The 21,484-nt window shown below is 73.7% G+C and carries 20 protein-coding genes and 1 riboswitch; of the genes, 9 read left to right on the forward strand and 11 right to left on the reverse strand.

Annotation, left to right across the window (positions count from 1 at the left end):
* Nucleotides 1–74 precede the first annotated feature (74 nt).
* On the reverse strand, nt 75–266 hold the full coding sequence (locus ACIF6L_RS28975) for a DUF5999 family protein (protein WP_329490880.1): 192 nt from the start codon (nt 264–266) through the stop codon (nt 75–77).
* 351 nt (nt 267–617) lie between these two features.
* Nucleotides 618–1,190 carry a hypothetical protein gene (locus ACIF6L_RS28980; RefSeq protein WP_352291810.1) on the reverse strand — a complete coding sequence of 191 codons (573 nt, stop codon included), beginning with the start codon at nt 1,188–1,190 and terminating at the stop codon, nt 618–620.
* 368 nt (nt 1,191–1,558) lie between these two features.
* Between ACIF6L_RS28980 and ACIF6L_RS28985 the strand changes: the two genes are divergently transcribed.
* Together ACIF6L_RS28985 and ACIF6L_RS28990 are read left to right on the forward strand one after the other, a co-directional pair.
* The gene (locus tag ACIF6L_RS28985) at nt 1,559–3,064 is read left to right on the forward strand and encodes a glutamate--cysteine ligase (protein WP_396490424.1); all 1,506 of its coding nucleotides are present in this window, start codon (nt 1,559–1,561) and stop codon (nt 3,062–3,064) included.
* A 119-nt stretch (nt 3,065–3,183) separates the two neighbouring features.
* Nucleotides 3,184–3,972, forward strand: a complete 789-nt coding sequence (locus ACIF6L_RS28990; protein WP_352291806.1) for a CPBP family intramembrane glutamic endopeptidase — start codon at nt 3,184–3,186, stop codon at nt 3,970–3,972.
* On the opposite strand, the gene ACIF6L_RS28995 is transcribed toward ACIF6L_RS28990, so the two are convergent.
* The 6 genes from ACIF6L_RS28995 to ACIF6L_RS29020 form a co-directional block, all read right to left on the reverse strand.
* The gene (locus tag ACIF6L_RS28995; protein WP_329490884.1) at nt 3,950–4,483 is read right to left on the reverse strand and encodes an HAD domain-containing protein; all 534 of its coding nucleotides are present in this window, start codon (nt 4,481–4,483) and stop codon (nt 3,950–3,952) included. The two genes, ACIF6L_RS28990 and ACIF6L_RS28995, sit on opposite strands and share 23 nt — an antisense overlap.
* Nucleotides 4,484–4,584: 101 nt before the next feature.
* A complete protein-coding gene (locus tag ACIF6L_RS29000) occupies nt 4,585–5,862 on the reverse strand; it encodes an MFS transporter (RefSeq protein ID WP_396490426.1) in 1,278 nt (425 codons plus the stop codon).
* Nucleotides 5,863–5,989: 127 nt separating this feature from the next.
* The gene (locus tag ACIF6L_RS29005; protein ID WP_329490886.1) at nt 5,990–6,691 is read right to left on the reverse strand and encodes an alpha/beta fold hydrolase; all 702 of its coding nucleotides are present in this window, start codon (nt 6,689–6,691) and stop codon (nt 5,990–5,992) included.
* Nucleotides 6,692–6,804: 113 nt separating this feature from the next.
* The gene (locus ACIF6L_RS29010) at nt 6,805–8,217 is read right to left on the reverse strand and encodes a sugar porter family MFS transporter (RefSeq protein WP_359806366.1); all 1,413 of its coding nucleotides are present in this window, start codon (nt 8,215–8,217) and stop codon (nt 6,805–6,807) included.
* 125 nt (nt 8,218–8,342) lie between these two features.
* Nucleotides 8,343–8,966: an FMN-binding negative transcriptional regulator gene (locus tag ACIF6L_RS29015; protein WP_396490429.1), complete on the reverse strand. Its 624-nt coding sequence runs from the start codon at nt 8,964–8,966 to the stop codon at nt 8,343–8,345.
* Nucleotides 8,967–8,975: 9 nt separating this feature from the next.
* The gene (locus ACIF6L_RS29020; RefSeq protein ID WP_329490889.1) at nt 8,976–9,638 is read right to left on the reverse strand and encodes a pyridoxamine 5'-phosphate oxidase family protein; all 663 of its coding nucleotides are present in this window, start codon (nt 9,636–9,638) and stop codon (nt 8,976–8,978) included.
* Between the two features lie 34 nt (nt 9,639–9,672).
* On the opposite strand from ACIF6L_RS29020, the gene ACIF6L_RS29025 reads away from it, so the two are divergent.
* A complete protein-coding gene (locus ACIF6L_RS29025; RefSeq protein WP_396490431.1) occupies nt 9,673–11,010 on the forward strand; it encodes an aminotransferase class I/II-fold pyridoxal phosphate-dependent enzyme in 1,338 nt (445 codons plus the stop codon).
* Nucleotides 11,011–11,210: 200 nt separating this feature from the next.
* Nucleotides 11,211–12,407, forward strand: a complete 1,197-nt coding sequence (locus ACIF6L_RS29030; protein ID WP_396490432.1) for a GDSL-type esterase/lipase family protein — start codon at nt 11,211–11,213, stop codon at nt 12,405–12,407.
* Between the two features lie 66 nt (nt 12,408–12,473).
* Here ACIF6L_RS29030 and ACIF6L_RS29035 read toward each other — a convergent pair whose 3' ends face one another.
* Nucleotides 12,474–13,832, reverse strand: a complete 1,359-nt coding sequence (locus tag ACIF6L_RS29035; protein WP_359806357.1) for an NAD(P)/FAD-dependent oxidoreductase — start codon at nt 13,830–13,832, stop codon at nt 12,474–12,476.
* Nucleotides 13,833–14,003: 171 nt separating this feature from the next.
* On the opposite strand from ACIF6L_RS29035, the gene ACIF6L_RS29040 reads away from it, so the two are divergent.
* The 4 genes from ACIF6L_RS29040 (at nt 14,004) to purB (ending at nt 17,316) form a co-directional block, all read left to right on the forward strand.
* Nucleotides 14,004–14,759 carry a HipA family kinase gene (locus ACIF6L_RS29040; RefSeq protein WP_359806355.1) on the forward strand — a complete coding sequence of 252 codons (756 nt, stop codon included), beginning with the start codon at nt 14,004–14,006 and terminating at the stop codon, nt 14,757–14,759.
* Nucleotides 14,756–15,169 carry a DUF3037 domain-containing protein gene (locus ACIF6L_RS29045; RefSeq protein WP_396490433.1) on the forward strand — a complete coding sequence of 138 codons (414 nt, stop codon included), beginning with the start codon at nt 14,756–14,758 and terminating at the stop codon, nt 15,167–15,169. Before ACIF6L_RS29040 ends, ACIF6L_RS29045 begins: the two co-directional genes overlap by 4 nt.
* Nucleotides 15,170–15,302: 133 nt before the next feature.
* The gene (locus tag ACIF6L_RS29050) at nt 15,303–15,758 is read left to right on the forward strand and encodes a MarR family winged helix-turn-helix transcriptional regulator (protein WP_396490435.1); all 456 of its coding nucleotides are present in this window, start codon (nt 15,303–15,305) and stop codon (nt 15,756–15,758) included.
* Between the two features lie 127 nt (nt 15,759–15,885).
* Nucleotides 15,886–17,316 (forward strand): adenylosuccinate lyase, encoded by a 1,431-nt coding sequence (gene purB / locus ACIF6L_RS29055; protein ID WP_359806347.1) that lies wholly within the window; start codon nt 15,886–15,888, stop codon nt 17,314–17,316.
* A 7-nt stretch (nt 17,317–17,323) separates the two neighbouring features.
* Here the strand turns inward: purB and ACIF6L_RS29060 are convergent, their stop codons facing one another.
* A complete protein-coding gene (locus ACIF6L_RS29060) occupies nt 17,324–18,862 on the reverse strand; it encodes an MFS transporter (RefSeq protein ID WP_396490437.1) in 1,539 nt (512 codons plus the stop codon).
* 310 nt (nt 18,863–19,172) lie between these two features.
* A riboswitch (cyclic di-AMP (ydaO/yuaA leader) is annotated at nt 19,173–19,333 on the forward strand.
* Nucleotides 19,334–19,337: 4 nt separating this feature from the next.
* On the opposite strand from ACIF6L_RS29060, the gene ACIF6L_RS29065 reads away from it, so the two are divergent.
* Nucleotides 19,338–20,372: a peptidoglycan DD-metalloendopeptidase family protein gene (locus ACIF6L_RS29065; RefSeq protein ID WP_380390687.1), complete on the forward strand. Its 1,035-nt coding sequence runs from the start codon at nt 19,338–19,340 to the stop codon at nt 20,370–20,372.
* 375 nt (nt 20,373–20,747) lie between these two features.
* On the opposite strand, the gene ACIF6L_RS29070 is transcribed toward ACIF6L_RS29065, so the two are convergent.
* Nucleotides 20,748–21,467, reverse strand: a complete 720-nt coding sequence (locus ACIF6L_RS29070; protein ID WP_396490439.1) for a DUF2470 domain-containing protein — start codon at nt 21,465–21,467, stop codon at nt 20,748–20,750.
* Between the last annotated feature and the right edge of the window lie 17 nt (nt 21,468–21,484).

The following is a 21,484-nucleotide window of genomic DNA, read 5'->3' on the forward strand; positions in this document are numbered from 1 at the left end:
TCTTCTCCGCCGGGGCCCTGCCCGTTGTCCTGCGTCGTCGGTGCCGCTCGGCGGCCGACCCCGCCGCCGGCCGGTCAGGCGGCGTGTGCGACGGGGCGGCGCGGGGCGATCACCCGGCCGTCGGGCAGCAGTTCGCCGGTGTCCTCGAAGACCAGGACGCCGTTGCAGAGCAGGCTCCAGCCCTGCTCCGGGTGGCAGGCCACCGGTACGGCCGCCTCGCGGTCCTCGGACTCCGCCGACGGGCACTCAGGACGGTGCTGGCACATACGCGTACCCTCGCTTCGCTTGGCGATCCTCCCCGTGGTGCGGCGCCGCCGGGTGACCGGCGGGAGCCGCCGCGGTAGTCGGATCCTGTCCGGCGCCGGGCCAGGTGTGGACCGGCGCTCAAGTGGGTAGGACAGGGGGTCCTTCCACGCTGGTTCCCAGTGTCGGCATCCCGGGGCGATCGCGCAGCAATTTCGTGACATGCGCCACAACTACCGGGCAGAGATCACCCGTTCAGGTGGCAGCAGACGTGAATGAGCGCCGGACGGGTCAAGGGGCGGCTGACTCGATTCGGCCATGCCCTATGACCCGTCCGGGTGGGTACGGGTGGCGCGGGGGTGACGGGGGAGCGTTCAGGAGGAGCCGAGCAGCAGTGGCCTGGCGAGCGGGGCGCGGGTGAGGACGGGCAGCAGGTCCGCCGCCGGGTAGGCGCGGTGCGCGGTGACGCCGAGCGGGGCCGGGGCCAGTGGGATCAGCTGGTCCGCGTCGGGGCCGGCGTCCGGGCTGTGCAGCCAGAGCGCGGTGGCGTACTGGCCCGGAAAGGTGAGCAGCCGGGGCTGCCGTCGGGTCCGCGAGGTCTGGGCGAGCTGCCAGGCCTGGCGCAGTGCCCGGACGGTGGAGTCCAGGTACGGCCCGGCGGTGAAGTGGGAGAAGACGTGGCCCTCGACGCCCTGGACCACCTCGGCCGCGGCCGCGACCTCGGCGCCGTCCTTGATCAGGAACCGCCAGCCCGTCCGCCGGGCGGCGGCGAGCTCGGGACGGGGCCCGTCCAGGACGTGGACCGCGAGCGGATGCGCGGGCAGCAGCGGGCCGGTCGGATGACGCAGCGCGGCGGCGGCGGGCTGGCGCAGCGCGGTCTCCGAGTCGAGCGCGGCGAGGACCGCGCGCAGGGCGCTGGGCGGGGGCTGGGGAGTCTGCAGAGTCATGGCGGGGTCGCCTCTCCGTGCGAGATCGGCGTGCGAGTGCGGCATACCGGCATGGCGCGGTGTGTCGTCGGTGACGGAACCTGGCCGTGTCCGGTTGTGCATGATCGCGGTGCGGGCGCCGCCGCTGCCGTCGACGAGGGTGTTCGGATCGACAGCGGGCCGGCCTTGGGCGCAGTGCGAATTCTATCGAACAGGTGCACAGGGTGACCTGTTTATCACAGGCGGTGGCGCCGGGCAAGTCGACGGATGTGCTGAAAGACCATCAGTTCCCTTGCATTGCAAGCCGGTCGAAGCGATCGGGTATCGATCTTCGGGGTGGGCATGATGCTTGCACGGTCGGTCGGCCGGCCGCTCAGGAGGAGGGGACCATGGGCGAGAAGGTCGTGGCGACGCGCGCGGACCTGTCGGACCGGCAGCTTTACCGGCGCAAGCTCCAGTCCTGCCAGGACGCGCTGGAGCGGATGCTGCGAGAGGACCGCTTCGACCGGCCCCGCGCCGTGATGGGGCTGGAGATCGAGCTCAATCTGGCCGACGAGCAGGGCCTGCCGGTGATGCGCAACGCGCAGGTGCTCAGCTCGATCGGCTCCAGTGACTTCCAGACCGAGCTGGGCCAGTTCAACATCGAGGTCAACATCGCCCCGCACCGGCTCGCCGGCCACGTCTTCGAGGAGCTGCGCGAGGAGATCGACACCGGGCTGCGCTACGCCGACCGGCGGGCCGCCGAGGCCGGCGCGCGGATCGTGATGGTCGGCATCCTGCCGACCCTGGAGCACGATCACACCGGGCTGGACGCGATGTCCCACAACCAGCGGTACAGCCTGCTCAGCGACCAGATCCTGGCCGCCCGGGGGGAGGACATCACGCTGGACATCGAGGGCGTCGAGCACCTCCAGCTGGAGTCGATCACCATGGTCGCCGAGGCCGCCGCGACCTCGTTGCAACTGCACCTCCAGGTCACCCCCGAGCGGTTCTCCTCGGTCTGGAACGCGGCCCAGGCGATCTGCGGCCCGCAACTGGCGCTCGGCGCCAACTCGCCGTTCCTGTTCGGACGGGAGCTGTGGCGGGAGACCAGGCCGGTGCTCTTCCAGCAGGCCTGCGACACCCGTTCGGCCGAACTCAAGGCGCAGGGCGTACGGCCGATCACCTGGTTCGGCGAGCGCTGGGTGGACTCGGCGTCCGACCTGTTCGAGGAGAACCTGCGGTACTTCCCGGCGCTGCTGCCGATCTGCGACGACGAGGACCCGGTGAAGGTGCTGGCCTCCGGCGGCGTGCCGCGGCTGGCCGAGATGCGGCTGCACAACGGCACCATCTACCGGTGGAACCGCCCGGTGTACGACGTCAGTGGCGGCGTGCCGCACCTGCGGGTGGAGAACCGCGCGCTGCCGGCCGGTCCGACCGTCGCCGACACGCTGGCCAACGCGGCCTTCTACTACGGGCTCGTCCGGGTGCTCGCGGAGCAGTCGCGGCCGATCTGGAGCAGGCTGCCGTTCGAGCGGGCCGACGAGAACTTCCGGCAGGCCGCCCGGTACGGCGTCGACGCCGTGTTCCAGTGGCCGCGGCAGGGCCGGGCCGGGCGCGGCGGGGGCCTGGCCACCGTTCCCGCGGTCGACCTGGTGCTGAACGAGCTGCTGCCGATGGCCTACCAGGGGCTGGACGAGTGGGGCGTGGAGCCGGCCGACCGGGACCGCTACCTCGGCATCATCGAGCAGCGCTGCCTGCGCCGGGTGAACGGCGCCTCCTGGCAGAGCGCCACCTTCCACCGGCTGCGCGAGCAGTTCGGGATGGACCGCCCGGCCGCGCTCGCCGCGATGACCCGGCGCTACATCGAGTACATGCGGGCCGGCGAGCCCGTGCACACCTGGCCGGTGGGGTAGGGCCCGGCGGCCCCGTGGCGGGGGCACTCCGCGGCCCTGACGGGGAGTGCCCTGTGGAAGGATGACCGCTCCGGCCGTCGGCCGACGGCCGGAGCGACGCCGGACCGCTGGAGCACCCCGTGACCACCGCCCCGACCCAACCGGAGACCGCGCGGCCCACGCGCCGGCTGCTCGGCGTGGAACTGCTGATCGTCCTCGGCCTCTCCCTCGGGGCCAGCGGCGTCGGCGCGCTGATCAGCTTCACGGGCTCGCTGACCGAGACGCTCCAGCTCGGCCAGCAGGTCGCCACCCTGAACTCCTCACGGGCGCCCGGCCGCCCCTGGCTGGACCTCGCCTGGCAGGTCTACTACATCGCGCGCGGGCTGATGCCGGTGGTGCTGGTCGGCTACCTGCTGGTGCGCGAGGGCACCTCGCTGCGGGTGCTCGGGTTCGACCTCGGGCAGAAGCTGCGCGACCTCGGCCGGGGCGCCGCCGTCGCGGCCGCGATCGGCGGCACCGGGCTGGTGCTCTACCTGGGCTCGCAGGCGGCCGGCTACAACCTGACGGTGGCGCCGTCCGGGCTGCCCGACGTCTGGTGGCGGATCCCGGTGCTGGTCGCCTCCGCCTGGCAGAACGCCATCCTGGAGGAGGTCGTCGTCCTCGGCTACCTGCTGCGCCGGCTCGGGCAACTGGGCTGGTCGTGGCCGGCCGCGCTGGTGGCCGGCTCGGTGCTGCGGGGTTCGTACCACCTGTACCAGGGGGTGGGCGGGCTGGTCGGGAACATGGTGATGGGCGCGGTGTTCTGCCTGCTGTACCGGCGCTGGGGGCGGGTGATGCCCCTGGTGGCGGCGCACGCGCTGATCGACACGGTGGCCTTCGTCGGGTACGCGCTGCTGGCCGGCCACGTCAGCTGGCTGCCCACCGGCTGACCGCCGGGCGGACGGCCAGGGGGCGCGGCGGGCGGGCCAGCAGCCGGTCCACGTGCCGGCGCTCCAGGCCCTGGCCCGGGTCGATGGGCAGCAGGAGGCGGTCACGGCGCCAGATGGCGTTGCGGACCAGGCGGGGCGGGATGACGTCGTCCGTCCAGGCGAACGGCCGGCCGGCGGCGTACCGCAGCAGGGGGGCCCACTTGTGTGCGGAGAACAGCTCCATCAGCGGTACCCGCGGGTCGCCGGGCTGCGGGACGTAGCCGGCGAAGCGGACCACCGGCAGCCGGGGCAGCCCGATCGCCGGGGCGATGTGGGTGTTGGCCTCCTCCTCCCACGTGGTGGCCCAGACCAGTTCGTAGGTGTCGGCCAGTTCACGCAGCCACTCGCCGTGCCGGGCGGAGAGCAGGACGCTGTAGCCGAGCAGGGTGTGCGCGTCGAACCCGGCCTCGGGTCTCGGGCAGACGGGGTTGAGCACCCCGTCGACATCCAGGAACAGCAGTGGCTTCGGCACCGGGCGCCCCCCAGGTCAAGACGTCTCTGTCATCCGGTCGGACGAGTGGCGTACGCCGGTGGTTGCCCGGCGGAGGGCGCGCGCGGGGGGCGCGGGGGCGCTCAGCCGACGGTGGCGGGCTCGACGGGCCGCGCGACCGAGGCCGGAGCGGAGCGCCGGGAGAGCCGGCGGACCTGCGGCTCCAGCAGGACGAGGGCGCTGAGCAGCAGGCAGAGCGCCGCACAGGCCCAGAGCGCGCCGGTCAGGCCCAGCCCGACCGCGGCCGGCCCGGCCAGCGCGGTGCCGACCGGGGCCAGCGAGAGCGAGCCCAGCTGGTCGTAGGCGGAGACCCGGGAGAACATCTCGGCGGGAATCTCCTGCTGCAGGGCGACCATCCAGTTGACGCCGAACACGGTGACCCCGGCGCCGGACAGGAACATCGCCGCGACGAGTACCGGCAGCGGCGCGGCCAGCGCGAGGGCCAGCGCCGGCAGGCCGAAGAGGAAGACGCCCCAGTTGCCGATCAGCAGGATCCGGCGGGGCTGCCAGCGGACCATCAGCAGGCCGGTCACCACCAGGCCGATCCCGTGCGCGGCGAGCGCCAGCCCCCAGTCGCCGGCGCCGCCCAGTCGTTGCTCGGCGACGATCGGCCCGTACACCGCGTCCACGGCGGTGATGCAGGCCATCAGCACGGCGAACTGGAGCACGATCACCCAGAGCCAGCGGCGGGAGGCGAACTCCTGCCAGCCCTCGCGCAGGTCGCGCAGCATGCCGCCGCCGGCCGCGGCGGGGGCGGCGGCCTCGGCCTCCAGGAAGAACCGCAGGGCGGCGGCGACCAGGAAGCAGCCGGCGTCCACCGCGAGCACCCAGCCCGGGCCGACGGCGGCGGTGAGGGCGCCGCCGAGCGCCATGCCGCCGATCTGGGCGGAGTTCAGCGCCAGCCGGAAGACCGAGAACGCCCGGCCGGCGTGCTCCGCGGCCACGCTCTGCATGATCATGCCCTCGGAGGCGGGGGCGTAGAAGGCGTGCCCGGCGCCGCCCGCCGCGGAGAGCAGCATCAGCTGCCAGAGCTGCGCCTGGCCGGCCAGGACCAGCGCGGCCAGGACCGCCTGGGAGACGGCGCTGAACAGGTTGGCGGCGACCATGACGTGGTGGCGCGGCAGACGGTCGGCGAGGGCGCCGCCGATCATCAGCAGCAGGACGACCGGGACCAGCCGGGCGGCGGTGACGTAGCCGACCTCGGCGGTGGAGCCGCCGCTCGCCATCACCGCGAAGGCGGTGGCGATCGGGGCTCCGGCGTTGCCGACGCCGCTGACCACGGTGGCGGCGGTCTGGATGCGGAAGTTGCGGCCGGCCCAGGGGAAGCGGCGCCGGTGCGGGGGAGGGGGTTGGCTCTGCACCTGGTGACTATGCCGGGGGACGTGACAGCTGTCCACCGGGTTTCGGGCCTTACGGCGGGGGCCGAGGGGGGCGTGCGGGCCTCACGGCACGCGGCCGGGGCGCCGCGTGCCTCACCGGCGGGCGCGCTCAGCCGAGGTGGCCCCGGAGGAAGCTGAGGGTGCGCCGCCAGGCCGTCCGGGCCTGGAGCGGGTCGTAGGAGCCGGGGCGGTTCTCGTCGTTCATGAAGGCGTGCCCGGCCGGATAGAAGTGGATCTCGGGCCGGACGTCGGTCGCCTCGCCGATCCGGATCGCCGCCTCGTCGACGGCGGCCATCGGGATCGACCGGTCGTGCTCGGCGTAGTGCCCCAGCACGTGGGCGGTGAGGCCCCGGTAGTCGAAGTCCGGATCGGGTGGCAGCCCGTAGAACGGCACCACGGCGGCCACCCGGTCGCCCTCGGCGGCGGCCAGCAGCAGCGCGAAGCCGCCGCCCATGCAGAACCCGACCACGCCGACCGCGTCGCCGACCACGCCGTCCAGGCCGAGCAGGTACCCGACCGCGCCGCGCAGGTCCACCACCGCCCGCTCGACCGGGAGTTCGCGCTTCAGGCGGGCTGCCTCGGCACTGTCGTGGGCGGTCGCGCCGCCGAACAGGTCGGGGGCGAGGACGGTGAACCCCTCGGCGGCGAAGCGGTCCGCCATCGCGGCCACGTGGGAGGTGAGCCCCCACCACTCCTGCACCACCACCAGGCCGGGGCCGACGCCCCGCTCGGGCCGGGCCAGATAGCCGTGGGCCTGGCGGCCGTTGCTCGGGAAGGTGACGTTCTGCCGGGAGCCGCCCTGCTCAGGCATGGCTTCCTCTCGGTGGGGACGGGCCGCGCGGCGCGGCGAGGGCTGCTGGGGGCCGGCGCCGCGGGGGCGGCCGGGAGCGTGGTCGGCGCCGGCCCCCGCGCCGGCGCGGCGGATCAGCCCATCTCCTCCAGCGCCCGGCCCTTGGTCTCCTTGATGCAGAAGGCCACGAAGGGGATCGAGAGCAGGGCGAAGGCCGCGTAGATGACGTAGGTCGCCGACAGGTTCCAGTCCGCGAGGTCGGGGAAGCTGACGGTGATCGCCCAGTTGGCGATCCACTGGGCCGAGGCGGCGACCGAGAGGGCGAGTGCCCGGATCCGGTTGGGGAACATCTCGCCGAGCAGGACCCAGACCACCACGCCCCAGGAGAAGGCGAAGCAGAACACGAAGACGTGCGCGGCGACCAGCGCGACGGTGGCGTAGGTGTCGTCCAGGGTGGCGGCGTCGCCGGTGCCGTGCCGGAAGGAGAAGGCCCAGGCGGCGGTGCCCAGCGCCAGCGCCATGCCGGCCGACCCGGCCAGCGCGAGCGGCTTGCGGCCGATCCGGTCGACCAGGGCCATCGCGACCACCGTGCCGACCACGTTGACGATCGAGGTGGAGAGGCTGATCAGCAGCGAGTTGGACTCGTTGATGCCGACGGACTGCCAGAGGAAGGACGAGTAGTAGAAGATCACGTTGATGCCGACGAACTGCTGGAACACCGAGGCGCCGATGCCGATCCAGACGATCGGCAGCAGCCCGAAGCGGCCGCCCAGCAGGTCCCTGGCCCGGGGCTTGTGGGCGGATTCCAGCACCGCGCGGATCTCGGTGACCCGGGCGTCGAGGTCGACCCCCTCGCCCTCCACCTCCAGCAGCACCTTGCGGGCCTGCGCCTCGCGGCGGTCGGCGATCAGGTAGCGCGGCGACTCCGGGATGGCCAGCGCCATCAGCCCGTAGACGAGGGCCGGGACGGTCTCGACGCCGAGCATCCACTGCCAGGCCTGGATGCCGCCCAGGTGGCCGGTGGAGTCGCCGCCGGCGGCCTGGTTGAGGGCCCAGTTGGCGAGCTGGGAGACGGTGATGCCGAGCACGATCGCCATCTGCTGGAAGGACGCCAGCCGGCCGCGGTAGGCGGTGGGCGCGACCTCCGCGATGTAGGTCGGGGCGATCACCGAGGCGATGCCGATCGCGACGCCGCCGACCACCCGCCAGGTGGCCAGCACCTGGATGCTCGGCGGGAACATCGAGCCGATGCCGCTGATCGCGAACAGCGTGGCGGCCAGCAGCATGGTGCGGACCCGGCCGAACTGGTCGGCGAGCCGGCCGGCGATCACCGCCCCGCCGGCCGAGCCGAGCAGGGCGATGGCCACCACGAAGGCGGTCTCGCCGTTGCCGACCGCGAAGTGCTTCTGGATGCCGGTCACCGCACCGTTGATCACCGCGCTGTCGTAGCCGAACAGGAAGCCGCCCATCGCGGCCGCCGCCGAGATGAAGACGACGTGTCCGAGATGCGCCTCACCGGAGGCCGGACGGGATGTGGCTGTGGACACGCGCGCTCCCCGGGTGGACGGGCCCGCCGGCACAGCCGAGGGGGCAGGATTCGTCACACATTCGATCAGCGGCGTCCCGGCTTCGCCCGAAATCGAGCCGATCGGGTGACTTGGCGTCAGCGCTGCTACCCCGTGCGCCGCGCGTTACGCCTGAGGAGCTGGGTGCGGGCGGCGGCGTCCAGGCCCCGGTCGCGTTCGGCCAGCCGGTCGGCGACGGCCCGCTGCTCCGCCGCGCCCTTCTTGTCGTCGTACTTGAACTTGGCGCGCACCATCCGGACCGTCAGCCGCAGCCCGCACAGGCCTGACAGGAGCGGGCCGAAGGGCGCCTCGCCCGGGGCCACCCGGGTGTCCGGGGTCTCCGGCTGGAAGTGCGCCAGCTGCCGGTTGAGGATCGCCGCCTTGCCGGCCGCGTCCTCGACGATCTCGGCCGTGCAGAGGAACTGGACGGAGGCGTAGTAGCTGGTCGGCGTACCCGGCTCGCCGCGCCAGTGGCCGGGGGCGAAGGCGTAGTCGTCGGTGACCGCGAGGGTGACCTCCGGGTCGGCCCGGACGGCGGCGAACAGCGGGTTGGGCGCGGCGAGGTGCAGCAGGACCTCGCCCCGCTCGACGTCCAGCAGGAAGTGGGTGGGGACCAGGACGGGCCCCTGGCCGGGCAGGCCGTTGGCGGCGAGCAGGCCGAAGTCGCGGCCCTGGGCGAGCCAGGCCCGCCACTCGGCCTCGTCACCCCGGTCCCAGGACCTGATCAGCATGGGAGCCCCTCAGCGGGTGAAGTCGCGCAGGTGCGCGGGGAGCGGCACGGCGGTGGAGGCGTCCGGCACGGGGGCGCCGTACACCGTGGTCACCGGCACGACGCCGGCCCAGTACGGGAGGTCGAGGTCCGCCTCGTCGTCGTCGGCGTCGTCGGCGCGGGTCTTGGCCGAGACCTCGTCGAGGTCGAGCCGGACGACGGCGGTGGCGGCCAGCTCCTTGGCGTTGGCCGGGCGGACCTCGGCGGAGCGGCCGGGGACGGTCTGGTCGACCAGCGCGTCCAGCGCGACCGACAGCTCCACCGGGTCGGTGACCTGGTGGGCCGTGCCGTGGGCGACCACCGAGCGGAAGTTGATCGAGTGGTTGAACGCGGACTTGGTCAGCACCAGGGCGTCGACCAGGGTGACGGTCACGCAGACCGGCATGCCCTGGTCCCCCTTGGCGCCGCGCAGCGGCCGGCTGCCGGTGGAGCCGTGGACGTAGAGGCGGTCGCCGACCCGGGCGAAGATGGTCGGCAGTACGACGGGGGCGCCGTCGACGACGAAGCCGAGGTGGCAGAGGTAGGTGCTGTCGAGGATCGCGTGGATCGCGTCCCGCTCCCAGGTGGCGCGGTCCTTGTAGCGGGTGGGGGTGGTGCGCGGGGTACGGGCGTAGGACGCGGTGCCGTCTGACATGACAACCTCTATGTACTAGTGCATAATCTCTTTTGTGCTAGGAGACTATCCGATCAAGGGACGGCGCGCCAGCGAGATCGCGGCCGACGTCGAGCAGGGCGTCAGCAGCGGGCGGCTCGCGCCAGGCACCGCACTGCCCCCGCTGCGCGACCTGGCCGCCGAACTCGGCGTCAACCCCAACACCGTCGCCGCCGCCTACCGGCTGCTCCGCGACCGGGGGGTGATCGAGACCGCCGGCCGCAAGGGCAGCCGGATCCGCCCGCGGCCGGCGCTCACTCCGCGCGACCAGATCCGGGTGCCCGTCCCGCCGGACGCCCGGGACCTCTCCAACGGCAACCCCGACCCGGCGCTGCTCCCCGACCTCACCCCGGCCCTCGCCGCCGCGGCCGAGGCCGCCCGCCGCGACCCGGTGCTCTACGGGCGCCCCTCCGCCGATCCGGGGCTCCTGGCCCTCGCCGGTGCGGGCTTCCGCGCCGACGGCCTGCCCGACGCGCCGATCGCCATCAACTCCGGCTCGCTCGACACCATCGAGCGGATCCTCGCCACCCGGCTGCGCCCCGGGGACGCCGTCGCCGTCGAGGACCCGGGGTGGGGGAGCCTGATGGACCTGCTGCCCGCCCTCGGACTGCGGCCCGCCCCCGTCCGGCTGGACGACGAGGGACCGCTGCCGGAGGCGCTCGCCGAGGCGCTGGCGGCCGGGGCCCGCGCGGTGGTCGTCACCAGCCGCGCGCAGAACCCGACCGGCGCGGTGGTCACCGCCGCCCGGGCGGCCGCGCTGCGGGCGGTGCTGGCGGGCCATCCCGGGGTGCTGCTGATCGAGGACGACCACGGCCACGGCATGGTCGACCAGCCCTTCCACTCGCTGGTCGGGGCCGGCTCCGAGCACTGGGTGGTGGTGCGCTCGGCGGCCAAGGCCTACGGGCCGGACCTGCGGCTCTCCTTCGCGGTCGGGGACGCCGACACCATCGGCCGGGTGCAGGGCCGTCAGCGGCTCGGGGCCGGCTGGGTCAGCCATCTGCTGCAGGGCACGGTCGCCGAGCTGTGGCGCACCGACGCGGCGCCGGCCGTGCGGGTGGCCGCCGCCTACCGGGCGCGCCGGGACGCCCTGCTGGGGGAGCTGGCCGCCCGTGGCATCGAGGCGCACGGCGCGAGCGGGCTGAACGTCTGGGTGCCCGTCCCGGACGAGACCGGCGCGCTCGCCGCGCTGGTGCAGCGCGGCTGGGTCGTGGCGCCGGGCGCGCGGTTCCGCCTGCAGTCCGCGCCGGGGCTGCGGATCACCGTCGCCCGGCTCGATCCGGCCGAGGCACGGCGGCTGGCCGACGACCTGGCGGCCGTGCTCGGAGCGGACGGTGCCGGTTCGCGACTGATCTGAACCGGTCGGTAACAGGCCGGGAATCCTGTGCACGACCGATCTGAACCGGTCGGTAACAGAGTGAGAAACCTGGTGCAGATACCTAGCGGTAACAAGCGCGAGCATGTCATCTTCATCGCGCCACCGGCCGGCGGCCCACCCTCACCTCCGCGTCTCCCCGCCCCCACCGTGCGGACGAGACCGACCGCAGGAGTTCCGCCGTGCCCGAAAACCGTTCGAGCATCACTCGCAGAACCACCCGCCTCACGCGGCGGCTGCTCGCCGCCGCTCTCGCCCTGCCGCTCGGCGCGGCCGGCCTGGTCGCCGGCACCGCCGCACCGGCCGCGGCCGCCGGCGCGGTGCCGGCCGGGCCCACCGCCAGCGTCACCCTGGGGGACAGCTACATCTCCGGCGAGGCCGGCCGCTGGAAGGGCAACTCGGTTGTCACCGGCGGAAGCCGGTCCGGTACCGACCGGGCCTGGACCGGCAGCGCCTACGACCCGAGCGGGGTCTACGGCGCGACGTATGCCAGCGGGTGCGACCGCTCGGACGTCGCCGAGGTGCGCAGCGCCCCGACCGTGACCCAGACCCAGCTGAACCTGGCCTGCTCGGGGGCCGTCGCCGCCAACGTCTTCCGGGCCGCGAACGGCGGCCAGTCGTTCAAGGGCGAGGCGCCGCAGGCCGACCAGCTCGCCTCCGTGGCGCGGCAGTACAACGTCAAGCTGATCACGCTCTCGATCGGCGGGAACGACCTCGGCTTCGCCGACGTGATCCAGAGCTGCGTCACGGACTACCTCGTCTGGTACTCCTACTGCCACGACGACCAGCAGGGCGAGATCGACTCCCGGATGCCCGGCGCGATGGCGGGGGTCGGCAAGGCGCTGGACGAGATCCGGACCGTGATGGCCGGTGCGGGCTACGCGACCGGGGACTACCGGGTCGTGCTGCAGTCCTACCCCTCGCCGATCCCGCGCGGCGCCGAGATGCGCTACCCGGAGAGCGGCTGGAGCCGGTCCGACACCGGCGGCTGTCCGTTCTGGAACGGCGACGCGGACTGGGCCCGGGACTCGTTGGTGCCGCAGATCTCACGGGCGCTGGCCGGGGTCGCCGCCGCGAAGGGGGCGCAGTTCCTGGACCTGGCGGACATGCTGCAGGGGCGCGAGGTCTGCTCCAAGGCCACCAAGCAGGCGAGTTCGAGCAGCGCGCCGTCCGCCACCACGAGTGAGTGGGCGCGGTTCGTCGACGGCGGGCTCAGCGCCTCGCAGGGCACGATCCAGGAGTCGATGCACCCGAACTACTACGGCCAGCAGGCCCTCGGGCAGTGCCTGACCCTGCTGTACGCGCGGCCGACCGGCAACTACGGCTGCCGCAACACGGCCGGCAAGGACGCGAGCGGGATGTACCTCACCGCGCGGTAGCGCGCGGCGCGGCCGGTCCCCGTCCCCGGGCCCGAGTGGGCGGGAACGGGGACCGACCGCGGCGGGTCAGCCCTTGGCGAGCAGCGCCTCGGCGTGCGCGCGCACCTGGTCCTTCGTCAGATAGGCGTCGGTGTACTCGAAGTCCCGCAGCCGGGCGGGCTGGCGGGCCAGGAAGCCGGTCCGGACGAAGTCGTCGCCGGCGGTGGCGTTGAGCAGCCAGTTTGCGCCGACCCGGAACTTCGCCGCGTTGGTGCGCATCGCCATCAGGTGGTAGCCGCGGGCGACCACCTGGGCGGGGACGCCGCGCAGTTCGACGCCGACCGGCTTGGAGACCGCGTCCTTGCCGCCGAGGTCCACCACCAGGCCCAGGTCCTTGTGGTAGTAGGGCTCCAGCGGCTGGTTGCGCAGCGCGGCGATCACGTTGTTGGCCACCGCCCGGCCCTGGCGGGCGGAGTGCTGGGCGGTGGGCGGGCAGACCGCGCCGTCGCCCTTCGCGAGGTCCGGGACGGCGGCGGCGTCGCCGAGTGCGAAGACGCCCTCGAACTGCGGCACCCGCATCTCCGCGGTGACCGCGATCCGGCCGCGGACCGTCTCGGCGTCCAGGGTGCCGATCAGGGGGCTGGCCGCGACGCCGGCCGTCCAGATCAGCGTCCGGCAGGGGAGCACCCGGCCGTCGGTGAACTTGACCGACTCGGCGCCGACTTCGGCCACCGAGACGCCCAGCGAGACCTCGATGCCGCGCTCGCGCAGCACCTCCAGGGCGGCGACGCCGAGGGCGTCGCCGAGCTCCGGCATCAGCTTCGGGGCGATGTCGATCAGGTGCCACTTGATCTGCCGGGCGTCCAGCCGGGGGTAGCGCCGGGCGGCCGCGGTGGTCAGCCGCTGGAGGCAGGCGGCGGTCTCGGTGCCCGCGTAGCCGCCGCCGACCACCACGAACTGGAGCCGGGACTCGCGCTCCCGCTGGTCCAGGGTGGCGGAGGCGAGGTCGAGTTGGGCGATGACGTGGTCGCGGACGTAGGTCGCCTCGGCGAGCGTCTTCATGCCGCGCGCGTAGTCGGTCAGGCCCGGGATGTCGAAGGTGCGGGTCACGCTGCCGGGCGCGAGCACCAGGTAGTCGTACTTCTGCGCGACCACCTCGTCGGTGATCTTGCGGACCACGCAGACCTTGGAGCGCGGGTCGACGCCGATCGCGCCGCCGGGGACGATGTGGGTGCGGCGCAGCGTCCGGCGGAGCGAGACCGCGACCGACTGCGGGGTCAGCACCCCGGCCGCCACGTGCGGGAGCAGCGGCAGATAGAGCTGATAGCTGAACGGCGTGACCAGCGAGATCTCCGCCTCCGAGGGCGTGAGCTTGCGTTCGAGCCGGCGAGCGCACTCCAGTCCGGCGAAGCCACCGCCCACGATCAGGATCCGAGCTCGTTCCATCGTTCATCCCTTACAGTGCAGTTCGTACCGTGCAAGGTCCCCACTACTCTGAGCCACACTCGCACGGCGGAGCGGGCGCTGCCACCGGACGGCGCGGATGGCGCAGGCCCGCGCCGGGCGGGGACGGCACGCGGCGCCCGGTCCGCGCATATGCCCGATAGGCTGTCCGGCGTGCTCCCCGAGGTGACGGCGGTCCGTTATGTGACGCCACTGCGAGAAGGCGGCTCGATGCCGGGCCTGGTCGAGGCCGACGACCGGCGGCTGTACGCCCTGAAATGGGTCGGCGCCGCGCAGGGCCGCAAAGCGCTGGTGGCGGAGGTGCTGGCCGGTGAGCTGGGCCGCCGGCTCGGGCTGCCGGTACCGGAGTTGGTCACCGTGGACCTCGACCCGGTGCTGGCCCGCAGCGAGCCGGACCCGCAGATCCAGGACCAGATGCGGGCCAGTGGCGGCCGCAACCTCGGGATGGCCTTCGTCAGCGGGGCGCTCAACTTCGACCCGCTCTGCTTCGAGGTGGACGCCGGGCTGGCCGGGCAGGTGCTCTGGTTCGACGCCCTGATCGGCAACGTCGACCGCTCGTGGCGCAACCCCAACCTGCTGGTGGCCACCGGCGGGCTGCGGCTGATCGACCACGGCGCCAGCCTGATCTTCCATCACCACTGGGCGGGCGCGGCCGGCTGGATCCGCCGCCCGTACGACGCCTCCGACCACGCGCTGTTGCGCGCGGAGCCCGATCTGGTGGCCGCGGACAAGGCGCTCGCGCCGCTCGCCGAGGCGGCGGTGGAGGCGGCGGTGGCGCAGATCCCGGACGTCTGGCTGGCGGACGAGCCGGGCTTCGACTCGCCCGAGGCGGTGCGCGCCGCGTACCGCTCCCAGCTGACCGGGCGACTGGCCGGTCCGCGTGACTGGCTGCCGGAAGTCTCCGCATGAGCGAGTCCGTGACGCCGGCCCCGCCGGCCGTCGAGCTGCACGACTACGAGTACGCGGTGATCCGGGCGGTGCCCCGGGTCGAGCGCGGCGAGTGCGTCAACGTCGGGGTGCTGCTGTACTGCCGGCAGAGCGCGCACCTGGGCGCCCGTACCCATCTGGACCAGGCCCGGCTGCTGGCGCTCGACCCGGTGGCGGACGTCGCCGGGGTGCGGCGGGCGTTGCATGGGATCGAGGCGGTCTGCGCGGGCGGGCCCGCGGCCGGTCCGGCGGCGGGCGACAGTCCGGGGCAGCGGTTCCGCTGGCTGACGGCGCCGCGCAGCGCCGTCGTCCAGCCGGGACCGGTGCACACCGGGCTGACCGGTGACCCGGAGACCGAGCTGCGGCGGCTCTTCGACCAGCTGGTGCTCTGAGGGCGACCGGTCGGGTGCCCGGGGGCCGTCCGGGGGCCGTCCGGGGGCCCTTCCGGGGCCGAGCGGTTGACCTGCGGACTTTTGCCCCGGTCAAAGCTTGAGTTGGTGAAGCACTCGGTCGTACGCTGGCCCCATGGGTTCGACAGCGACGACGACCGTACCGACCAACGCCGAGTTGATGGAGGCGTTGGCCGCCGTCGGCGCCGCCTACTTCCAGGACTTCGCGGGAGCCGCGGCCCGGCACGGTCTCTCCTCCTCCCAGGCGAAGGCGCTCGGTGCGGTGCAGGAGCCGGTGCCGATGCGCGCGCTGGCCGGCCGGCTGGGCTGCGACGCCTCCAACGTGACGGGGATCGTCGACCGGCTGGAGTCGCTCGGCCTGGCCCACCGCGAGGCGGCGGCCGGTGACCGGCGGGTCAAGATCGTGGTGATCACCGAGCAGGGCCGCGAGATCCTCGGGCTGATCCGCGGCGAGATGAGCCGTACCCACCAGGCCTTCGAGGCGATGACGGACGAGCAGCGGATCTCGCTGCACTCGATCTGCGCGCAGGTGCTGCCGGTCCTCGCCGGGCGCTCGCCCGGCACGGTGTAGCGGTTCGGCGGCACACAGCGGCACACAGCGGCACAGCGGCACGGCGATCGGCCGGGGCGGGCGGGGGAGGCGGCAGCGCCCGGTCCGCCGCCGCTCGCGCTGACCTCGGCTGTTAGGCTTGCGAAGCGTGAGCGCGAAGCCCCAGATCCCCAATGTCCTGGCCTCCCGGTACGCCTCGGCGACCCTGGCCCAGCTGTGGTCCCCCGAGCACAAGGTGGTCCTTGAGCGCCACCTGTGGCTCGCCGTCCTGAAGGCCCAGCAGGACCTCGGCGTGGAGGTGCCCGCGGGCGCCGTCGCCGACTACGAGCGGGTGATCGACCAGGTCGACCTCGGTTCGATCGCCGCCCGCGAGCGGGTCACCCGGCACGACGTGAAGGCGCGGATCGAGGAGTTCAGCGACCTCGCCGGCCACGAGCAGATCCACAAGGGCATGACCTCCCGGGACCTGACCGAGAACGTCGAGCAGCTGCAGATCCGCCAGTCGCTGGAGCACGTCCGCGACCGCACGGTCGCCGTGCTGGTCCGCCTGGGCCGGCTCGCCGCCCAGCACTCCGAGCTGGTCATGGCCGGCCGGTCGCACAACGTCGCCGCGCAGGCCACCACCCTGGGCAAGCGCTTCGCGACCGTCGCCGACGAGGTGCTGGTCGCCTTCCGCCGGCTGGAGGAGCTGATCGCCCGCTACCCGCTGCGCGGGATCAAGGGCCCGGTCGGCACCGCCCAGGACATGCTGGACCTGCTCGGCGGCGACACCGACAAGCTCGCCGAGCTGGAGCGCCGGGTGGCCGGTCACCTCGGCTTCGACCACGTGCTGACCAGCGTCGGCCAGGTCTACCCGCGCTCGCTGGACTTCGAGGTGCTCACCGCCCTCGTCCAGCTCTCGGCCGGGCCGTCCAGCCTGGCCAAGACGATCCGCCTGATGGCCGGCCACGAGCTGGTCACCGAGGGGTTCAAGGAGGGCCAGGTCGGCTCCTCCGCGATGCCGCACAAGATGAACACCCGCTCCTGCGAGCGCGTCAACGGCCTGGCCGTCATCCTGCGCGGGTACGCCTCGATGACCGCCGAGTTGGGCGGCGACCAGTGGAACGAGGGCGACGTCTCCTGCTCGGTGGTCCGCCGGGTCGCGCTGCCGGACGCCTTCTTCGCCTTCGACGGCCTGCTGGAGACCTTCCTGACCGTCCTCGACGAGTTCGGCGCCTTCCCCGCCGTGATCGAGGCCGAGCTGGACCGCTACCTGCCGTTCCTGGCCACCACCAAGGTGCTGATGGGCGCGGTGCGGGCGGGCGTCGGCCGGGAGACCGGGCACGAGGTCATCAAGGAGCACGCCGTCGCCTCGGCGCTGGCGATGCGGGCCGGCGCGCGGGAGAACGAGCTGCTGGACCGGCTGGCGGCGGACGCGCGGATCCCGCTGGACCGGGCTGGGCTGGACGCGCTGCTGGCCGACCGGCTCTCCTTCACCGGCGCGGCCGGTGCCCAGGTCGCCGAGGTGGTCCGCCAGGTCGAGGCCGTCGCGACCGCCTACCCCGAGGCCGCCAAGTACGCCCCGGGCGACATCCTCTGACGTTGCTTCAGGCCTTCGTGGGCCCCGCCGCCGATCCGGTGGCGGGGCCTTCGCCGTGTCCGGCGGCGGCATGGCCCGGATCCAGCGGAGGGGCGGTGCCGCAGGCGTAGGTGCAGTCCGGCTCGGCGACCGGGTGGTCCTCGGGGGCCAGCACATTGCCCCGGACGGTGGTGAACGCCGTCACCGCGCCGGTGACCAGCAGCCCGGCGCAGATCAGCATCGCGGTCCGGAAGGCGGAGTCCACCGCGGCCGGCACCCGGTAGGCCTCGCCGCTGAGCCCGGCCAGCGCCGGCAGGGCGGCCACCGCGAGCAGCCCGGCCGCGCGGGCGGCGGCGTTGTTGACGCCGCTGGCGATCCCGGCATGCCGGACCTCCACCGCCGCGAGCACCGTCGCGGTCAGCGGCGCGACCAGCAGGACCATCCCGCAGCCCATCACGGTGGCGGCCGGCAGCACGTCCGTCCAGTACGAGGCGTCGGAGCCGATCCGCAGCATCAGCAGGACCCCCGTCGCGCAGAGCAGCGGCCCCACGGTGAGCGGGAGGCGCGGGCCGATCCGCTTGCCGAGCCGGCCGGCCCGGGCGGACAGCGCGAGCATCAGCACGGTGATCGGCAGCAGGGCGAGCCCGGAGACCAGCGGGGAGAAGCCGGAGACGATCTGCAGCTGGACGACCAGGAGGAAGAAGACGCCGCTGAACGCCGCGTAGACGCAGAGGGTGACCAGGTTCACCGCGGTGAACAGGCGGGAGGAGAAGAGGCCGAGCGGCAGCATCGGCTCCGGGACGCGGCGTTCGACCACCACGAAGGCCGTGCCCAGCAGCAGGCCGGCCGCGCCGGACACCCACACCACGGCCGAGAGCCCGTCGCCCGCCGCGGTCAGCGCGTAGGTGACCGAGCCCAGCGCGAGCGCGGCCAGCGCCGCGCCGAGGACGTCGAACCGGCCGGTCGCGCTCTCGTCCCGGCTCTCCGGGACGTGCCGGGAGGCCACCGCGACCACCAGGGCGGCGAGCGGGACGTTCAACAGGAAGATCCACCGCCAGCCGGGGCCGTCCACCAGCCAGCCGCCGAGGAACGGGCCGATCGCGGCGGACACCCCGCCGAGGCCGGACCAGAGGCCGACCGCCGCCGAGCGGTCGTCAGGGTGGAACACCGCCTGGAGCATCGCCAGCGAGCCGGGGGTGAGCAGCGCCCCGCCGACGCCCTGCACCGCGCGGGCGGCGACCAGCACCTCGATGGTGGGGGCCGCGGCGCAGGCCGCCGAGGCGGCGGCGAACCAGAGCACGCCGATCAGGAAGACGCGGCGCCGGCCGTAGCGGTCACCGAGCGCGCCGCCGAGCAGGATCAGGCCGGCCAGGGTGAGCAGATAGGCGTTGAGCGTCCATTGCAGGGCGGCGAGCGGAGCGCCGAGATCGGTGCCGATCCGGGGCAGTGCGACGTTGACGACGGTGCCGTCGAGCATCGCCATGCTGGAGCCGAGCACCGTCGCCAGTAGTACCCAGCGGCCCTGCGCGGTGCCCAGGCGCAGGGTGCCGGCCTCGGAGGTGGCCACCGCCTGATCCTGCGCTCCGGGAGGCGACGTGACAAGGGTCACCGGGGGTGTGTCGGCGGATGGCTTTCCGTAGGTGATCGCATGCGTACGGACACCGAAATCGGCGGAGCGTCGTGGATCAGTGGCACGCGGTGAATCGATTGTGCACATACTGTGCAGCCGATCATTCGGAGTGTCACGGCCTTCCCGGTAGTGGTTGTCGATTCAAGAGATCGACATTGCTTCGCCCGGGCGGATGAGTTTTAGTTCAGCGACCGCCCGGCATTGGACCGGGTGGCCACCGGGTGGAACGCCTAGTCCTGCCGCTGCCCGGTGGTACGAACCGAACTCTGTACGGCAGGAGCGGGGGACCCAAAGGTAAGTCGCCGGACCGGAATTCACGGTCCGGCTTGGGGTGAAGCCGCGCTATGCGGCCGGGCAACTCCAGCCCGAACCCGACAGCTCACCTCGCAGGCGTCGGAGAGGACAGTTCGCCATGCCCGCACAGGCTCGTCGTATCACCCTGCCCCGCGCCGCCCGCATCGGCATCGCCACCGCCGTGACCGGCGCCGCTTTCGCCCTCCCGCTGGTGACCACCATCAGCGCCCAGGCCCACACCGCCCCGGCCGCCAAGCCCGCGCAGACCTCCACCTGGACCGGCGCCACCAGCGTCGATGCCGCGCCGGCCGCTGCCGCGCAGCCGGCCGCCGAGGCCGCCAAGCCGGCCGCCGCGCCGGCCGAGGAGAGCTACAAGGTCGTCGGCGGGGACACCCTGTCGAAGATCGCCGACGCCAAGCAGGTCGAGGGTGGCTGGAAGGCCCTCTACGACCACAACCGCTCGGTCGTCGGTGCCAACCCGAACCTCATCTTCCCGGGTCAGCAGCTCGCGCTGGGTGCCAAGGCCGCCGCCGCTCCGGCCGCCGCCGAGGCCGCCAAGCCCGCCGCCCCGGCCGCCAAGCCGCAGGTCTCGCAGGACGCGCAGAAGCCGGCCGCCCAGCACGCCGCCCCGAAGCCGGTCCAGGCCGCCAAGCCCGCCGAGGCCCCGGCCGCCAAGCCGGCCGCCCCCGCCGCCAAGCCGGCCGCTCCGGCCGCTCCCGCGGCGCCGGCCGCCGCGGCCAGCACCTCGGGCTTCGTCGCCCCCCTCGCCAACCCGAAGCTCGGCACCGCCTACGGCGTGGCCGGCTCGATGTGGGCCTCCGGTCACCACACCGGTGCCGACTTCGTCGCCTCCACCGGCACCCCGCTGCGCGCCGTCGGCGCCGGCACCGTGGTGAAGGCCGGCAACGGCGGCGCCTACGGCAACGAGGTCGAGATCAAGCTCGCCGACGGCCACTACGCCGAGTACGCGCACCTGTCCTCGATCGGTGTGAAGATCGGTCAGACCGTCACCGCCGGCCAGCAGATCGGCCTCTCGGGTGCCACCGGCAACGTGACCGGCCCGCACCTGCACTTCGAGATCCGCACCGGCTCGGAGTACGGCTCGGACATCGACCCGATCGCCTACCTGCGGGCGCACGGCGTCTCCCTCTGACCTGAGGTCGGACTTCCGCTGGGTGCGGGGCGTACGACCTCCCGGGATGGTCATGTCGGGTGACCGCTCGACCGGGTGATCGCCGCACCGTCAGCGGATCATGGGCGCGGGACACGCCCTGGCCGGCCCGGCTCGCGAATTTCCTTCGCGAGCCGGGCCGGCCTTTTTCGTGCCCTTCTGACAGGCAGATGCCCCCCCGCGATCAGGGTTTCCGTCCGGCTTTTCCGAGTGGTCGGTTCCGTCGTGCGGAAGGCCTTTCCGGAAGGCCTTCCTGGGGGCCTTCCGGGCGATGACGACGGGCCGTCCGCGGTCGGACGGGCCGTCAATTCTCGGTCGGCGGTCGCGGTGAAAGGAATGGGCCGCCCCGGCGGGGGGTCAGGACCGGTGGGCGGGCAGGTCGCTGTTGGCGGCGGTCAGCAGCTGGTGCACGCGGTGGCCGAACTCGTCCGCGTCGCGGGCCGGCGCGGGGAAGACCAGGCGGACGTCGCGGTGGCCGTAGGGGTGGTCCAGACGGAGCACCAGGCCGTGCCGGTCGAGGGCCAGCGGGCGGACGTTGGGGTGTCCGACGAGCAAATCGCGGTCCAGCAGCCGGGTGAGCAGGGCGAGGGCGTCCGGGTGGTCGTCGGCGAGGTGGGTGAGCATCGCCGCCTCGAAGCGCGCCAGCGGGTCGGGCGCGGCCAGGGCGAGGTCGGCGCCGGTGAGGGCGGTGGTGCCGTACGGGGTGGAGAGGACGGCGTGCGCGACGTCCAGCCGCAGGTGGACGCTGAGGCCGTCGTCGGCGAGGTGGGCGAGGTGCAGCCGGCCGGCCAGGGTGAGACGGCCGCGGACGCGGTCGCGGACGGCGACCGGGGCGATGTCGGTGAGGTCCAGGACGACGGCCAGGCCGTCCTGCTCGCGGGTCACGGCGAGGGTGAGCGGCGAGTCGAGCGGTGCGCTCAGGCGCAGCCGGGAGCCGTGTACCGAGACCGGGGTGTCCAGGTCGTGGTACTCGCCGCAGGCCCGGATCACCACGGAGGACGTGGTGCTGAGCAGGCTGCAGACCCGTTCGGCGGCGGTGGGTTCGGGCGCCTCGACGTCGACGGGGCTGGGGCTCATGACGACCTCCGTTGGTT

Source organism: Kitasatospora sp. NPDC086009, from assembly GCF_044540385.1.
In the GTDB taxonomy this organism is placed as follows: Bacteria; Actinomycetota; Actinomycetes; order Streptomycetales; family Streptomycetaceae; genus Kitasatospora.

Bases quoted from the DNA above. Each gene is read 5' to 3' on its own strand.
- ACIF6L_RS29035 (WP_359806357.1), bottom strand. From the start codon at position 13,832: ATGGAACGAGCTCGGATCCTGATCGTGGGCGGTGGCTTCGCCGGACTG.
- ACIF6L_RS29045 (WP_396490433.1), top strand. From the start codon at position 14,756: ATGAGCGAGTCCGTGACGCCGGCCCCGCCGGCCGTCGAGCTGCACGAC.
- ACIF6L_RS29005 (WP_329490886.1), bottom strand. From the start codon at position 6,691: ATGCCTGAGCAGGGCGGCTCCCGGCAGAACGTCACCTTCCCGAGCAAC.
- ACIF6L_RS29065 (WP_380390687.1), top strand. From the start codon at position 19,338: ATGCCCGCACAGGCTCGTCGTATCACCCTGCCCCGCGCCGCCCGCATC.
- ACIF6L_RS28980 (WP_352291810.1), bottom strand. From the start codon at position 1,190: ATGACTCTGCAGACTCCCCAGCCCCCGCCCAGCGCCCTGCGCGCGGTC.
- ACIF6L_RS29070 (WP_396490439.1), bottom strand. From the start codon at position 21,467: ATGAGCCCCAGCCCCGTCGACGTCGAGGCGCCCGAACCCACCGCCGCC.
- ACIF6L_RS28985 (WP_396490424.1), top strand. From the start codon at position 1,559: ATGGGCGAGAAGGTCGTGGCGACGCGCGCGGACCTGTCGGACCGGCAG.
- ACIF6L_RS29020 (WP_329490889.1), bottom strand. From the start codon at position 9,638: ATGTCAGACGGCACCGCGTCCTACGCCCGTACCCCGCGCACCACCCCC.
- ACIF6L_RS29050 (WP_396490435.1), top strand. From the start codon at position 15,303: ATGGGTTCGACAGCGACGACGACCGTACCGACCAACGCCGAGTTGATG.
- ACIF6L_RS29015 (WP_396490429.1), bottom strand. From the start codon at position 8,966: ATGCTGATCAGGTCCTGGGACCGGGGTGACGAGGCCGAGTGGCGGGCC.
- ACIF6L_RS28975 (WP_329490880.1), bottom strand. From the start codon at position 266: ATGTGCCAGCACCGTCCTGAGTGCCCGTCGGCGGAGTCCGAGGACCGC.